The following is a 14370-nucleotide window of genomic DNA, read 5'->3' as shown; positions in this document are numbered from 1 at the left end:
ACCCCGCCGCCGGCGCCGGGCCGGTTCGCCCGCCGGAGCCGTCCCTGCGACCAGGGGAGCGGCCCCCCATCGACCCCGACGCGACCTGAGCCTGCGGGAACCCCGGCGCGGCAGCGGGCCATCCGCCACGAGGGTGGTCGGGGCCGCCCGAGAGCGGCCCCGACCCAACTTCGCCCGATCGGCTCAGCGGGTGCTCCGCTCGGCTGGATCCGAGCGCCGGACAGGCGTCACCGACAGCATCTGGCCGGCGAGACCGCGCGCACGAACCGAGAGCCGCTTGGCGACGTCGAGCAACACCTGCGCGGCGGGGGCGGTGGGCTCGGCGAGCACCAGCGGGGTGCCGGCGTCGCCGTTCTCCCGCAGGCGCTGGTCCAGCGGTACCTGGCCCAGCAGCGGGACCTCGGCCCCGGCCGACCGGGAGAGCGAGTCCGCCACCAGCTGGCCGCCGCCACTGCCGAACAGCTCCATGCGCTGACCGTCGGGCAGTTCGAGCCACGACATGTTCTCGACCACTCCCGCGATGCGCTGCCGCGTCTGCATGGCGATCGCACCGGCGCGTTCGGCCACCTCGGCGGCGGCCTGCTGCGGCGTCGTCACGACCAGGATCTCGGCGTTGGGGATGAGCTGGGCGACGGAGATGGCGATGTCGCCGGTGCCGGGCGGGAGGTCGAGCAGCAGGATGTCCAGATCGCCCCAGAAGACGTCGGCCAGGAACTGCTGGAGGGCGCGGTGGAGCATGGGCCCCCGCCACACCACCGGGGAGTTCCCCGGGGTGAACATGCCGATGGAGATGACCTTCACGCCGTGCGCCTGCGGCGGCATGATCATCGACTCGACCTTGGTGGGCTTGCCGGCTGCTCCCAGCATCCTCGGGACCGAGTGCCCGTAGATGTCGGCGTCGACGACCCCGACCGAGAGGCCCCGCGCGGCCAGCGCGGCGGCGAGGTTGACCGTCACGCTGGACTTCCCGACGCCCCCCTTTCCGGAGGCCACGCAGTAGACCCTGGTGAGGGAGCCCGGTTCGGCGAAGGGGATCTTCGGTTCCGCCGAGTCGCCCCGCAACGTCCTGCGCAGTTCGGAGCGCTGCTCGTCGCTCATCACGTCCAGTTCGACGCGCACCTCGGAGACGCCGGGGAGCGCCTCGACGGCGGCGCGGACGTCCCGGGTGATCCGGTCGCGCATGGGGCACCCGGCGACCGTCAGGTAGATGCCGACATCCACCACGCCGTCCTCACCGACGGTGATGTCCTTCACCATCCCGATCTCGGTGATGGGCCGGTGGATCTCCGGGTCCTCGACCCGCGACAGCGCCTCGCGCACCGTCTCCGGCGAGAGTGCGGTGTCAGCCGGCTGGGCAGGAGTCACTTGCGAACACCGGGCCTTTCGTCGTTGATGAGGCTGCTGGACCTTGCTGCGGCCTCCATGCTACGGCTCGGTCCACCGCCGGAACCGGTCCCGCCCGCCCTTCCCCGGGTGGCCGTACCCGGCCGAACGCGGAGAGTCATCATTTCCGGGGGGCACTGTGCGCACGGTCGCGCGCGTTCCGTAACATCGATCTCGTGTCGGATACCGTTCTCGGCCGATTACCCAACGGAGACGAGATCGCGGCTTGGCGCAGCTTCCTCCGGGCACACGCCCGCGTCACGCGGTGCCTGGAGGCCGACCTCATCGCCAAGCAGCGGCTCTCCCTGGCGGCCTACGACGTGCTCGTCCATCTTGCTGAGGCTCCCGAACAACGGCTCAGAATGACCGAACTGGCGGATGCGGTGCTGCTGTCCAGGTCGGGTGTCACCCGACTCGTCGACAGGCTGGAGCGTGTCGGGCTGGTGCGCAGGGTCAGAGTCGACACGGACGGTCGCGGCGTGATGGCGGTACTCACGAAACAGGGCAAGGACCGCCTGCGCATGGCGGTCTCCACTCACCTGGCTGGTGTCAGCCAGTACTTCACCTCGGTGTTGCCCGGGGAGGAACTCGGGTCCCTCGCGGACACCTGCGCCAAGTTGGCCGACGGCCAGGTCCCCCGGGCCGCCAGCCAACGGGCTCAGGCCTGACGCGGGTGGACCTGCCCGTCGAGAGCCGGGGTCGCCCTCACCCCGAGGGCCTCCTCGGCTCCGCCGGTCCCGCCGGGCTCGGGGACGAGGCGGTAGACCTCCGACCACGCGGGCTGCCGGTTGCGCCGGGCGGCCGTGAGCGCGGCGAGGGCGTCCTCGTCCGGCGTGACCAACCGGGCGCGCGCCCGCAGCTCCAGCAGGTGTGAACGGGTGCTCGGCGACCGCACGGTCACCTGGCAGACGCCGTCGTCGGTGAGGCCGGGCACCTGCTGTTCCCCGGGCCCGACCGCCACCCACAGCGCGCCTGCCCGCCACACGGTCCACACCAGCCTCGCGGGCCGGTTCGCGGGAGCCACCCACACCGCCCCGCCCTTGCGGAGGGCGAGATCTAGAGTGCGGGTGGTGTCGACAGAGCCAACCATCCCCCCAGCATCCCAGGAGGTCCCGGTGCGGGAACCGGGCGTGGACCGGGTGCGACCGCGACGGACCTGTCTGGCCGTCCCGGCCTCGAACCCGAGGATGATCGAGAAGGCCCGTGGTCTGGGTGTGGACGAGTTCTTCCTCGACCTGGAGGACGCCTGCGCCCCCCTGGCCAAGCCGGCGGCGCGGAGGGCCGTGGTCGAGGCGCTCAACGCCGGCGGGTGGGAGGGGCGCACCAGGGTCGTCCGCGTCAACGGCGTCGACACCGAGTGGGCCTACCGGGACGTCGTGGAGGTGGTGGAGGGCGCTGGCGAACAGCTGGACTGCCTGCTGTTGCCGAAGGTGGAGTCGGTCGACCACGTGCGGTGGCTCGACCTGACCCTCACCCAGATCGAGCGGGCACTCGGCCTCCCCGTCGGACGCATCGGGATCGAGGCGCAGATCGAGAGCGCCTCCGGAGTGGCGGCGGCGGAGGTGGTCGCGACCTCCTCCCCGCGCCTCGAGGCGCTGGTGTTCGGACCAGCGGACTTCATGGCGTCGCTGACGATGCGCGGCATGGTCGTCGGGGAGCAGCCTCCCGGCTACGACGTCGGCGACGCGTTCCACTACGTGTTGATGCGCCTGCTGGTGGCGGCCAGGGCAGCCGGGATCCAGGCGATCGACGGTCCCTACCTCCGGGTGCGGGACCGGGACGGCCTCCGGCGGGTCGCCGGCCGGTCGGCGGCGCTCGGCTTCGACGGCAAGTGGGTCCTGCACCCGGACCAGATCGACGAGGTCAACTCGGTGTTCTCCCCGGCGCGGGCGGACTACGAGCACGCCGAGGACATCCTGGACGCCTACGCGTGGCACACCTCCTCCGCCGGTGGGGCCCGGGGGGCCGCCATGCTGGGATCGGAGATGATCGACGAGGCGTCCCGGAAGATGGCGTTGGTCGTGGCCGCCAGGGGCCGCGCGGCCGGTCTCCGGCGCACCCGGCGCTGGACTCCACCCGTCGACTGACGTGGCCCCGGCCGGCCTCCCCGGTCGGCTGTTCTCGGCCGCCTCGACTCGCCGTCGCCGGAACTTCGGGATGAGATGCGGGATGAGATCAGGGACCGGGAACGTTCGCACGGAGGACGGAAGGAGACGATCATGACGCCACGACTCGGCCGTATCGGCATCTGGCGGCCAGCCCCGTTCCTGACCGGGGCGGTGGGCGCGGAGACCGCCGCGGAACTGGAGGAGCTCGGCTACGGGGCCCTCTGGGTGGGTGGTTCGCCCTCCGCCGACCTCGACGTCGTCGAGCACCTGCTCGCGGCGACGACGCGGCTGGTCGTGGCCACCGGCATCGTCAACATCTGGGACTCCCCGGCGGACACCGTCGCCGAGTCCTTCCACCGGATCGAGTCCCGCTACCCCAACCGGTTCCTGTTGGGGATCGGAGCAGGGCACCGCGAGGCGGTCGGCGCCGGGTACGTCCGCCCGTACACCCGGCTGGTGGAGTACCTCGACGAGCTGGACAGCGCGGCCCGTCCGGTTCCGCTGGACCGCCGGGTACTGGCCGCGCTCGGCCCCCGTGCGCTGCGGCTGGCGGGCGAACGCACCGTCGGGGCCCATCCCTACCTGACCACGCCCGAACACACCAGGCGGGCTCGGGAGGTGCTGGGCGCCGGTGTCCTGCTGGCCCCGGAGCACAAGGTGGTGCTGGAGAGCGATCCGGCGACCGCCAGGGCCGTTGGTCGTCCCCCGGTGGCGAACCCCTACCTCAAGCTCGTGAACTACACGAACAACCTGCTGCGACTGGGGTACACCGAGCAGGACATCGCCGACGACGGCAGCGATGCCCTGATCGACGACCTCGTTGCCTGGGGGACCGACGAGGCGGTGGCGGCGAAGGTGACCGCCCACCTCGACGCCGGTGCCGACCACGTGACGGTCCAGGTGTTGACGGCGGACGGAGCGGACCCGAGACCGGCCTACCGACGCCTCGCGACCGTGCTCCCCCTGTGACGGTGGCGCGAGCGCGGTGACGGGGGCGGAGTGGGCCGAGACCGGGACGGCCGCACCGGTGCCGGAACGAGACAGGGATCATGGTCGTCGCGACCGATTCGCAGGAACTGCCAGTCCCCCTGATCGTTGGCAGGATGGAAGTTCCCGTTCACGGAGGTGAGAACCGGTGACAAGTCCCTTCGGCAGCTCGGGCAGGGACGCGCGCAGCGCGCCGAGACTGCCCACTCCGCCCACCGGGTGGCCGATCGGCTCGTACGGCACGTACGAGGAGGCGCAGCGCGCGGTGGACTACCTGGCCGAGAGCGACTTCCCGGTGCAGGAGGTGACGATCGTCGGTGTCGACCTGATGCTCGTGGAACGGGTCACCGGCAAGCTCTCCTGGGGCAAGGTCCTCGCGGGAGGGGCCGCCTCGGGCGCGTGGTTCGGCCTGTTCGTCGGGATCCTGCTCAGCCTGTTCAGCGGGACCGAGGGTGTCTTCATCGGGCCGGTGCTCGTCGGCCTCGGGACCGGCGTGCTCTTCGGGCTCCTCTTCGCCGCGGTCACCTACGGGTCCGCGCGGGGGCGGCGGGACTTCGTCTCCGCCAGCCAACTGGTGGCCGGGCGGTACGACGTCCTGTGCCATCCGCGCAACGCCGAACAGGGTAGGGACCTGCTCGCGAAGTTGGCGATGCGGCCGCCGTCCGCCTCCTGACGACCTCCACGATCGGGAATGACCCTACTGGGGGTTGATTCCCGATTTGTCCGGTTAGGAGTCACCGACCGTGAGAAGCTGGCCGAGTATCGGGCTTCCTGGGGACCCATTTTTATAACAGATCTCGCATCTTGCGCAGTACCTGTTGCGGAAGGTGATCAACGGCCTTACGTTCGATGCGCCGTTTCCGGGGTGTGACGAGACGCACCCCAAGACGGTCGGTCACCGCCAGGGCGGCGACCGCCGATCAGTGCGGGCACGACGTGGTGCCGGCTGTGGTCGCCCGGGCGGTGTCGACGAGGTGCCGGGGTGTCGCCTCAGCCGTCGCCGGGAGGAGGCAGCGATGGGGCGCCCCGCGATGCGTGCGCGGCCGGGGCGGGCCGCGGCGGCTATGGGGGTCGCGTTGCTCGCGATACCGCTGGCGGCCTGTGGAGCCGACCAGCAGGGGATCACCGTCAACCTCTACTACGCGCCCGAGGACGGCCTGGAGACGGTTGTGGAGAACTGCAACCAGCAGGCCGCCGGGCGGTACCGGATCGTCTACAACAAGCTGCCCCGCGGCGCCGACGACCAACGGCTCCAGATGGTACGGCGGCTGGCGGCCGAGGACCGGGACATGGACGTGCTCGGCCTCGACCTCATGTGGACCCAGGAGTTCGCCGGTGCCGAGTGGATCCGGGAATGGACCGGCGAGTACCGGGCCGAGGCGGAGGAAGGCACGCTGGAGGGGCCGCTCGAGTCGGCCAGGTACGAGGACCGGCTCTACGCGGCCCCGAAGAACACCAACGTCCAGCTGCTCTGGTACCGAACCGACCTGGTCGACGAGCCGCCGGAGACCTGGGACGAGATGATGGAGACCGCCCAGGAGCTCAAGGACGCCGGTGACCCGCACACCATCCTCATCACGGGCGCGCAGTACGAGGGCCTGGTCGTCCACTACAACTCCATCACCGCCTCCGCCGGCGGCCACATGCTCTCCGAGGACGGCCTTCGCGCCGAGTTCGACGACGGCGCCGTCCGTGCCCTCGAGGTGCTGCGCGACTTCGCCACCTCCGGCCTCGCGCACCCGGGCCTGACCAACGCGATGGAGGACGACGCCCGCCTGGCCTTCCAGACGGGCAATGCCGCCTTCCAGATCAACTGGCCCTTCGTCTACGCGGCGATGCAGGCGGAGACCCCGGAACTCGCCGGGAACGTCGGGTGGGCCCCCTACCCCGGGGTCGAGCCGGGCAGCCCCAGCCGGTCCACCATCGGCGGGTACAACCTGGCCGTCAGCACCTACTCCGAACACCCCGACGAGGCGTTCGACGCGGCGCTGTGCCTGCGCAACGCGGAGAACCAGAAGTTCTCGGCGATCAACAGCGGCGTGCCACCCACGATCGAGAGCGTCTACGACGAGCCGGAGATGCTCGACGCCTACCCGATGAAGGACGCGATCCTCGAGAGCGTCCGGAACGCGGCGAACCGGCCCTCGACCCCGGCCTACCAGAACGTCTCGACGGTGCTGTCGCACACGCTGTCACCGCCCTCGGCCATTGATCCGGAACGGACCGCGGAGGAGCTGCGGGTGTCCGTGCAGAAGGCGCTCGAGTCGAAGGGGGTGCTGCCGTGAGCAAGGAACGTCTCTCCGAGGACCAGGCATCCCCTGGTTCCCCGGCGGACGCGCCCGGCCAGGCCGAGGTGACCTCGGCGAACGGGTCGGGACGTGGTGGGCGGGCCGGCGGCGGCCGGTCGGGACGCCGCACGCTCACCGAGGGGCAGCGGTCGGAACGCCGGCTGGCCCTGCTGCTGTGCGCTCCCGCGGCGCTCGTCATGATCGCGGTCACGGGCTGGCCGATCATCTACTCCATCTGGCTGTCGCTCCAGCGCTACGACCTCCGCTTCCCGGCGGACCAGGAGTTCGTCGGGCTGGCCAACTACGTCGAGGTGCTCACCAGCAGCTACTGGTGGACCTCGTTCGGGGTGACCCTGCTGATCACCGTCGTCTCGGTCGCGATCGAGCTGGTGCTGGGCATGGCGCTCGCGCTGATCATGCACCGCACGATCGTGGGTCGGGGACTGGTGCGCACATCGGCGCTGGTGCCCTACGGGATCGTCACCGTCGTCGCCGCCTTCTCCTGGCGGTACGCCTGGACCCCGGACACCGGGTACCTCGCCAACCTGTTCGCCCCCGGCTCCGCTCCGTTGACCGACCAGGCCAGCGCGCTGGCGATCATCACCCTGGCGGAGGTCTGGAAGACGACGCCCTTCATGGCCCTGCTGCTGATGGCCGGACTGGCGCTCGTACCGGACGACCTGCTCAAGGCCGCGTCCATGGACGGCGCCGGCCCCTGGCAGCGGTTCATCAAGGTCATGGTCCCGGTGATGAAGCCGGCGATCCTGGTGGCCCTGCTGTTCCGCACCCTCGACGCGTTCCGCATCTTCGACAACATCTACGTGCTGACCTCGGGAGCACAGGACACCTCCTCGGTGTCGATCCTCGCGAACACGAACCTGATCCAGGCGCTCAACCTGGGGATCGGATCCACCATGTCGGTGTTGATCTTCCTGTCGGTGGCCCTGATCGCGTTCGTCTTCGTGAAGCTCTTCGGCACCGCCGCACCGGGCAGTGACACCGAGGGGAGGCGCTGATGGCCGCGTTCGGAGGCACCGACACCCGGGCACGCAAGCTCAGGTGGAGCCTGCTGAACACCCTGGTGGTGGTCTACGCCCTCGTCCCGGTGCTGTGGATCATGTCGCTGTCGTTCAAGACGCCCGCCACCCTCAACGACGGGAACTTCATCCCGAGGGAGTGGACGCTGGAGAACTACCGGTCGATCCTGTCGACCACCGAGTTCCTGCGGGCGCTGGTGAACTCGATCGGCATCGCCCTGATCGCGACCGCGATCGCCGTGGTCCTCGGCACGATGGCCGCCTACGCGATCGCCCGCCTCCAGTTCCCGGGGAAGCGGCTGCTCGTCGGGGTGTCCCTGCTCATCGCGATGTTCCCCCAGATCTCGCTGGTCTCGCCCCTGTTCGAGATCGAGCGGACCCTCGGCCTGTTCGACACCTGGCCGGGGCTGATCCTGCCCTACATCACCTTCTCGCTGCCGCTGGCCATCTACACGCTGTCGGCCTTCTTCCGGGAGATCCCCTGGGAGCTGGAGAAGGCGGCGAAGATGGACGGCGCCACGCCCGGCCAGGCCTTCCTGAAGGTCATCGCCCCGCTGGCCGCGCCCGGTGTCTTCACCACCGCGATCCTGGTGTTCATCTTCTGCTGGAACGACTTCCTGTTCGCGCTCACCCTGACCTCGACCGAACGGTCACGCACCGTCCCGGTGGCGCTGTCGTTCTTCACCGGTGACTCGCAGTTCCAGGACCCGACCGGGTCCATCTCCGCGGCGGCCGTGGTCATCACGGTGCCGATCATCGTGGCCGTGTTGTTCTTCCAGCGCCGCATCGTCGCGGGCCTGACCTCCGGCGCTGTCAAGGGATGAGGTGACAATGTCAGACATCGTGTTGGACCGGGTGACCAAGCGCTACCCGGACGGCGCACTCGCCGTCCAGGAGGTCAACATCGAGATCGCCGACGGCGAGTTCATCATCCTGGTCGGCCCCTCCGGCTGCGGGAAGTCCACCACGCTGAACATGATCGCCGGCCTGGAGGACATCACCTCCGGGGAGTTGCGCATCGACGGCACCGTGGTCAACGACCGGGCCCCCAAGGACCGGGACATCGCCATGGTGTTCCAGTCCTACGCCCTCTACCCGCACCTCAGCGTCCGGGAGAACATGGCGTTCCCGCTCCGGCTGGCGAAGTTGGACACCGCGACCATCGACCGGAAGGTGAGCGAGGCCGCGCGCATCCTGGACCTCACCCAGCACCTGGACCGGCGGCCGTCGAACCTCTCCGGTGGCCAGCGGCAGCGGGTCGCGATGGGGCGGGCGATCGTGCGGAACCCGAAGGCCTTCCTCATGGACGAGCCGTTGTCGAACCTCGACGCCAAACTGCGGGTCCAGATGCGCACCTCGGTGTCCCGGCTCCAGAAGCAGCTCGGCACCACCACGGTCTACGTCACCCACGACCAGACCGAGGCGATGACCCTCGGCGACCGGGTCGTGGTGATGCGCGGGGGAGTGGTCCAGCAGATCGGCGCGCCCCAGCACCTCTACGAGCACCCGGCGAACCTGTTCGTGGCGGGGTTCATCGGGTCTCCCGCGATGAACTTCGTCCCCGCCGCCGTCGCCGACGGCCGGCTCTCCACCGCGCTCGGCGACATCCGGCTCACCGACCGGCTGCGGCGGGCCATGGAACGGGCGGACGCGCCCCGCGAGGTCATCCTCGGGATCCGCCCCGAGCACTTCGAGGACGCGAGCCTGGTCGACGAGCGGGTCCGGGCCGAGGGAGACGTCTTCACCGGCCTGGTCGACGTGGTGGAGTCGATGGGGTCGGACAAGTACGTCTACTACGCGCTCGACGAGAAGGCCCGCTCCGCCGAGCTGGAGGAACTCGCCGCCGACTCGGGCAGCTCGGACGTCCCCGCCAGCGAGGGCCAGCTGGTGACCCGGCTCTCCGCGGTCTCACCGGTGCGGGAGGGCGACCACCACGAGGTGTGGTTCGACCTGGGCAAGGTGCAGCTGTTCGACCCCGCCACCGGCAGGAACCTGACGCTGGAGCCCTGACCCCCGGAGGGGGCACCCTGCCGGTCCCCGGCGCCGACCACCTGGTCAGCGCCGGGGACCGCGTCGTACCGCCTCGATGATCTCGTCGTCCCAGCGGTGCGTCCGCATCAGCCGGTACCGCTCGCAGCCGACCCGGAGGTACGCCTCGGCCTCGGTGCGGTTCGCGATCAACTCGGCCGAGCGGAGCAGGCGCACCACCGGCCGGAACTCCTCGTGGTACCAGCGCCGGGCGACCGTGGTGCGGTCCAGGAACGTGCCCTCGTCCTGCATGAGCCGGAAGCCCCAGGCCTCGACGGTCTCGCTCAGCTCCGTGTACTCCCAGGCGTCGGTCAGCACCACCGCCGCCCGGGCCTCCCCGGGCAGGGGCACCCGTTCCAGGAACAGCCGGCGGTCGGCCTTCACCATCAGATCGCCCCGGAATCGGATGCCCGCCGCGTCGATCTTGGTGATGATCTCCGTGACGTAGGCGTCGATCGTGTCGTTGTGGTGGGCGATCGCCACCGAGACCCGGTGGTGGCCGTCCTGGACGAAGTGCAGGTCCCCGATCCGGTAGACGGCGATGGGCGGGACGGCCTCACCCCGCCGCTGCGCACGCGCCAGCCGCTCCCACCGTTCCCGCACCCGGGCCGAGGTGGGGCGGAACCGCCGGTCGAAGTCCCTGGTGCGGTCCACGCTGCCCACCACGGTGTCCAACCGGATGACGCGCAGCCCGAGCCGCCGCTCGCCGACCTGGCCGAGGGCCTCCACGACCTCGGTGAACGGCAGCATGATGTTGACGTCGTCGGGTTCCCGACGAAGCCAGGCGGAGAGGCGGGCCAGCACCTGCTGGCGCCGGGAGCGGAGGAAGTCGTTCTCGGCGTCCGCGTGCGGGAAGCCGGTGTCACGGCGCACGTTCCACCTCCGGGGTGGCTATGGAACGGGAATCTCGACTACACGGTGGTAAGCGGCGTTGACCAGCAGAGTGTTACCCAGATGGCCCTCGCGCGCGCGGGGTCCGTACTCCGGATGGACATGGCCGTGCACCAGCAGCGGCGGCCGGAGGCGGCGCACGACGTCGTGCAGGCAGTGGAAGCCCCGGTGCGGCGGGTCGTCCAGGTCGCCGCACCCGAACGGGGGTGCGTGCGTCAGGAGCACGTCCACCCCCCGGCCGTCCCACCAGCGCCGGGCCGCCGCCCGTCGGCAGACCCGCCGTCCCCGCCGGGCCTGTTCGCGTTCGGTCCACTGGTTCGCGCCCTCGCGGTAGCGGAGGCAGCCGCCGAGGCCCGCGATGCGCAGGCCCGCCACGTCGACCACCCGGCCGTCCGCGTTGACCGCTCCGGCCGGGCCGGGCCAGGAGACCGGCATGCCCCCTCTGGTCCACATCCCCCGCACCTTGGTGTAGCCGCTGAGGTCCTGGTCGTGGTTGCCGGGGACGAAGACGCAGGGCACGCCGAGCTCGGTGCTGAGGTACTCGAGGTAGTCGAAGGGCAGGTCACCGGCGCCGAGGACGAGGGCGACGTCGTAGGCCCGGACCTGCTCGGTCCACAGCTTCTCCACGACCCCGTCGGCGACCGCCAGCACGCGCACCACCCCGCGAGCATAGGGGGGTGGGCGGGTGCCAGCAGCGACGGCGGCCCGCGCGCCGGGCCACGGCCGCGCCGTCAGGCGCCCTCGTCGGCGCCACCGCACCACCTGGGGGCGGGGCCCCGGTTCAGGGGCGACCGCCGACCCACGAGCGGTCGACGTCCGGGTGCACGACGAGGTCCTCGGCCACCTCGACCAGGTCGTCCACCGTCACCGAGCTCCCCTCGGTGGGCCAGCCGTCCCGCACCAGCAGCCACCGCCCGTCGACCGCCGGGACGACCAGCGTCGCCGGCCGGCCACCGGAGGACCAGGGGTGGTGCGGGGCGTAGAAGAACGCCGTCCCACCGAGGACGGGGACCTCCACCGGGGGCGGTGCGCCGTCGGGCATCCAGGGCTGGTCCACCTCCGGGCGGTCCGGGAGGTACTCGACCTCCAGCTCCGCCCGGTGGTCCTCCGCGCCGGGTACGCCGGTGGACAGCAGGGCCGACCACGCCCGGTCGTCCCCTGGCTCGGCCCGCAGGGAGACCGAGCGCGCCGGGTTCGGTCCGTCGAGCTCCAGCGGCAACGGGAACTGGACGCGGTCATCCGCCCGGACCGAGCGGGCGACCCGCTCGGCCACCTCGGCCGAGCCCTCGATCGACGAGGCGGTGACCACGACGAACACGTCCGGCGCGGGGAACCACGCGAGTCGACTGCGGTACCCGTCCTGGTCCTCGTTGAGATGGGCGGTGGTCGTCTCGTCCAGCTGGACCTCGGGCAGGTCGTCCAGGTTGTGGTCCGTCTGGGGGTTCTCGTACTTGAGCACCCACACGGTGACCGTCGGCGCGGTCACCGCCGCCTCCTCGACCGGCCCGCTGGTCCACGACCGGGAGTGGCTCCACTCGGTGGGGCCCTCGCCCTCCACCGGCTCGGGTGGGGGGATGCTCTCGAAGGCGCGCCGGTACTCCAGGAACCCCTCCGGTACCCACGTCGGCCCGTACCCGAGGGAGGCGGTCGCGCCCGAGGGCTCCGGAGCGGGCGGCTCGCTCGGAGGCGTGTCCGGCGACGCGACCCGTCCCGGGCCGGGGGCCGGGTCCCCGCCGGTGACAGCGAGTACGGCGACCGGCAGGGCGGTGGTGGCGACGGCCGCGGCGGCGACGAGGAGCGTGCCGCGCCGCCGGCGCCGCCGGCGCTCCCCGGCCCGTTCGAGGCCAGCCAGCACGGCCGCCGGATCCGGACCGGAGTCGGCCTGGCGCAGCAACGCGTCCCTGATCAACTGCTCGTGGTCGGAGCTCATCACGTCTCCTTCAGGAGTGCGGGCCGGGGGCCGGGCGTCGATGCCTCGGAGCGGAGGCCGCTCAGGGCGCGGGAGATGTGGCTGCGCACCGTGCCCTCGCGGCAGCGCAGCAGCTGGGCGATCTCCCGGTCGGGGAGCTGCTCGTAGTAGCGCAGGACCAGGGCGGCGCGCTGCTTCCTCGGGAGGCGGGCGATGCGCCGCAGCATGGCGTCTCGCTCGTCGTACCGGGCGTGGACGTCGTCGTGCTCGCGGCTGGCCCGCTCGCGCAGGGTCCTGATCGAGTCCGGAGACGTCGCGACCTCCCCCGAGGCCCGTCTCCGACGCCAGGACAGGAACTCGTTGGTGATCATCTTCCGCACATAGCTCTCCGGTGCCTCGAGCCCGCCGATGCGTCTCCACCGGCTCTGGGCTCGGAGCAGCACCTCCTGGACCACGTCCTCGGCCAAGTGCGCGTCGGAGGTGAGAACCGTCGCGTACCTCAGCAGACGTGGCAGCCGGAGGGCGACGAAGTCGTCGAACGTCACGGGTGCGCCCCTTCGTGGTTGGCTACCTCTGGAACGCACTTGCCGGGGGGATCCGTCGCACCGGACGGCGGACCCTGGTCCCCCTGGGCGAGGTGGTCCTTTCGCGGACCAGGCCCGCCCGTTCGTCGAACTCGGATCTCACCGCGGAGATCACGCGGGTACCCGCCATCCGCCCCGGTTCGCGAAAGCCGGGGCCTCACCCGAATCCCACACCTCCCGCTGTTCGGAGGAGCGCATTCCCCCCTCGCGGGGAACATCCGGGAAACGGTGCCGCGCAGCCGGTGGGGAGCGCGGTCGGCGCTGTACACGGGAGAAAGACCATGACACGATCCCGGGAGTTCCACTCGGCGGTGAGGTATACCGGGATCGGGATGAGCCGCTGCCGTGGGAAAGGCGGGTCTTTCACCGCGGTCCCCGTCAGGGGTCCCGATTCCCCGCCAGGGAGGACTCGAGGAAGGGCTCCGTGGAAAGGAGGAACGTGGCGTTCGACCGTAGACCGTCGTGCGTTCCGCCTGCTTCCGCCCCGCACCCCCGCCTGCCGGCCCTCCCGGCGTTCACGTCGTCCCTGCCAGCGAGGATGTCGGTCCGTGCGGCGGAGTACCCCGGCGGCGGGGGCAGGGGTGGGCATTCCTCCGGCGAGCCCGAGTTCGACGTCGGTACGAGATCGGACGGCGAATCCCCGTGGGGTGGAGCCAGGCACGAACCGTGCGGCCAGCCCGGCCGGAGGACCGGGAGGAGGGGCCGCCGCCGCGATTTCGTGGGCGGTGGTGGACCGGACCTGGGCGCGGGCGCCAGCCGGCTTCCCGGTGGCGGCGACTCGGGGGGAGTTCCGAATCCGAGGAGAACGGGAAGTTCCGCATTCGCCGGCGCGGTGGGATCCCGCTGTCCGGTGGGTGTCGGCAGCCCCGGTGGGACCATTTCCCGGCGCGCGTCGCATCGCGACCCGGCCACCGCTCGCGCCGTTTCCGCTCCGCTTTCCGGTGGGAACATCCCATCCCACCACGGGTACCGCCTCCGCCTTGTCGGCGACGGCGTACCCGAGCACTTCCGCCACCGGGGCCACGCCGCGCGGGGACCGTGGCCGGCTGGTCCAGGAACTCCTCCCCGCTTCCGGTCCGGAGCAGGCGGTCCGGCCGCTCCCGGTCGCTCCGAGAGCGGCGGCTCCGTGCGGCCCCGGGTGGTGCGAGGACCCGC

14 protein-coding genes are annotated in these 14370 nt (G+C 71.3%); 8 read left to right on the top strand and 6 right to left on the bottom strand.

The genetic code is table 11. The features are described 5' to 3' along the window. Positions 1-183: 183 nt before the first annotated feature. Positions 184-1365, bottom strand: a complete 1182-nt coding sequence (locus ACTIDRAF_RS26515; protein WP_052168651.1) for an Mrp/NBP35 family ATP-binding protein — start codon at positions 1363-1365, stop codon at positions 184-186. Positions 1366-1559: 194 nt separating this feature from the next. Between ACTIDRAF_RS26515 and ACTIDRAF_RS0200820 the strand changes: the two genes are divergently transcribed. Then, entirely contained in the window at positions 1560-2051 is a 492-nt protein-coding gene (locus ACTIDRAF_RS0200820) for a MarR family winged helix-turn-helix transcriptional regulator (RefSeq protein ID WP_016696809.1), read from the top strand. Here the strand turns inward: ACTIDRAF_RS0200820 and ACTIDRAF_RS31660 are convergent. Then, complete coding sequence (locus tag ACTIDRAF_RS31660; protein ID WP_211215235.1) at positions 2042-2473, bottom strand: hypothetical protein; 432 nt, start codon at positions 2471-2473, stop codon at positions 2042-2044. The two genes, ACTIDRAF_RS0200820 and ACTIDRAF_RS31660, sit on opposite strands and share 10 nt — an antisense overlap. A gap of 25 nt (positions 2474-2498) precedes the next feature. Here ACTIDRAF_RS31660 and ACTIDRAF_RS0200810 point away from each other — a divergent pair, with 25 nt between their 5' ends. The 7 genes from ACTIDRAF_RS0200810 to ACTIDRAF_RS0200780 all read left to right on the top strand — a co-directional run bounded on the left by ACTIDRAF_RS0200810 (position 2499) and on the right by ACTIDRAF_RS0200780 (position 9813). Then, on the top strand, positions 2499-3470 hold the full coding sequence (locus ACTIDRAF_RS0200810) for an HpcH/HpaI aldolase/citrate lyase family protein (protein WP_016696808.1): 972 nt from the start codon (positions 2499-2501) through the stop codon (positions 3468-3470). 132 nt (positions 3471-3602) lie between these two features. Beyond that, positions 3603-4460 carry an LLM class F420-dependent oxidoreductase gene (locus ACTIDRAF_RS0200805; protein ID WP_026065639.1) on the top strand — a complete coding sequence of 286 codons (858 nt, stop codon included), beginning with the start codon at positions 3603-3605 and terminating at the stop codon, positions 4458-4460. A 166-nt stretch (positions 4461-4626) separates the two neighbouring features. After that, positions 4627-5151 (top strand): YflT domain-containing protein, encoded by a 525-nt coding sequence (locus ACTIDRAF_RS0200800; RefSeq protein WP_026065638.1) that lies wholly within the window; start codon positions 4627-4629, stop codon positions 5149-5151. A 343-nt stretch (positions 5152-5494) separates the two neighbouring features. Further along, positions 5495-6763: an ABC transporter substrate-binding protein gene (locus ACTIDRAF_RS0200795; RefSeq protein WP_016696805.1), complete on the top strand. Its 1269-nt coding sequence runs from the start codon at positions 5495-5497 to the stop codon at positions 6761-6763. A 164-nt stretch (positions 6764-6927) separates the two neighbouring features. Continuing rightward, complete coding sequence (locus ACTIDRAF_RS0200790; protein WP_245533396.1) at positions 6928-7782, top strand: carbohydrate ABC transporter permease; 855 nt, start codon at positions 6928-6930, stop codon at positions 7780-7782. Beyond that, positions 7782-8627 (top strand): carbohydrate ABC transporter permease, encoded by an 846-nt coding sequence (locus tag ACTIDRAF_RS0200785; RefSeq protein ID WP_016696803.1) that lies wholly within the window; start codon positions 7782-7784, stop codon positions 8625-8627. The genes ACTIDRAF_RS0200790 and ACTIDRAF_RS0200785 overlap by 1 nt, the downstream gene beginning before the upstream one ends. A gap of 7 nt (positions 8628-8634) precedes the next feature. Then, positions 8635-9813, top strand: coding sequence for an ABC transporter ATP-binding protein (locus ACTIDRAF_RS0200780; protein WP_016696802.1), 1179 nt, complete (start codon positions 8635-8637; stop codon positions 9811-9813). A gap of 45 nt (positions 9814-9858) precedes the next feature. On the opposite strand, the gene ACTIDRAF_RS0200775 is transcribed toward ACTIDRAF_RS0200780, so the two are convergent. The 4 genes from ACTIDRAF_RS0200775 to ACTIDRAF_RS0200760 form a co-directional block, all read right to left on the bottom strand. Then, entirely contained in the window at positions 9859-10704 is an 846-nt protein-coding gene (locus tag ACTIDRAF_RS0200775; RefSeq protein WP_016696801.1) for a hypothetical protein, read from the bottom strand. A gap of 18 nt (positions 10705-10722) precedes the next feature. After that, positions 10723-11382: a metallophosphoesterase family protein gene (locus ACTIDRAF_RS0200770; RefSeq protein WP_026065637.1), complete on the bottom strand. Its 660-nt coding sequence runs from the start codon at positions 11380-11382 to the stop codon at positions 10723-10725. A gap of 121 nt (positions 11383-11503) precedes the next feature. Next, positions 11504-12652, bottom strand: coding sequence for a hypothetical protein (locus ACTIDRAF_RS0200765; protein WP_026065636.1), 1149 nt, complete (start codon positions 12650-12652; stop codon positions 11504-11506). Continuing rightward, complete coding sequence (locus ACTIDRAF_RS0200760; RefSeq protein ID WP_016696799.1) at positions 12652-13176, bottom strand: SigE family RNA polymerase sigma factor; 525 nt, start codon at positions 13174-13176, stop codon at positions 12652-12654. Before ACTIDRAF_RS0200760 ends, ACTIDRAF_RS0200765 begins: the two co-directional genes overlap by 1 nt. Positions 13177-14370 lie beyond the last annotated feature (1194 nt).

Origin of the sequence: Actinoalloteichus spitiensis RMV-1378 (assembly GCF_000239155.1) — a bacterium.
In the GTDB taxonomy this organism is placed as follows: Bacteria; Actinomycetota; Actinomycetes; order Mycobacteriales; family Pseudonocardiaceae; genus Actinoalloteichus_B; species Actinoalloteichus_B spitiensis.
This window is presented reverse-complemented; position numbering and strand designations above follow the sequence as displayed.

What these genes read in the sequence shown, in the direction of transcription:
- ACTIDRAF_RS31660 (WP_211215235.1), bottom strand. Translation starts at nt 2,473, where the DNA reads ATGGTTGGCTCTGTCGACACCACCCGCACTCTAGATCTCGCCCTCCGC.
- ACTIDRAF_RS0200805 (WP_026065639.1), top strand. Translation starts at nt 3,603, where the DNA reads ATGACGCCACGACTCGGCCGTATCGGCATCTGGCGGCCAGCCCCGTTC.
- ACTIDRAF_RS0200795 (WP_016696805.1), top strand. Translation starts at nt 5,495, where the DNA reads ATGGGGCGCCCCGCGATGCGTGCGCGGCCGGGGCGGGCCGCGGCGGCT.
- ACTIDRAF_RS0200785 (WP_016696803.1), top strand. Translation starts at nt 7,782, where the DNA reads ATGGCCGCGTTCGGAGGCACCGACACCCGGGCACGCAAGCTCAGGTGG.
- ACTIDRAF_RS0200780 (WP_016696802.1), top strand. Translation starts at nt 8,635, where the DNA reads ATGTCAGACATCGTGTTGGACCGGGTGACCAAGCGCTACCCGGACGGC.
- ACTIDRAF_RS0200765 (WP_026065636.1), bottom strand. Translation starts at nt 12,652, where the DNA reads ATGAGCTCCGACCACGAGCAGTTGATCAGGGACGCGTTGCTGCGCCAG.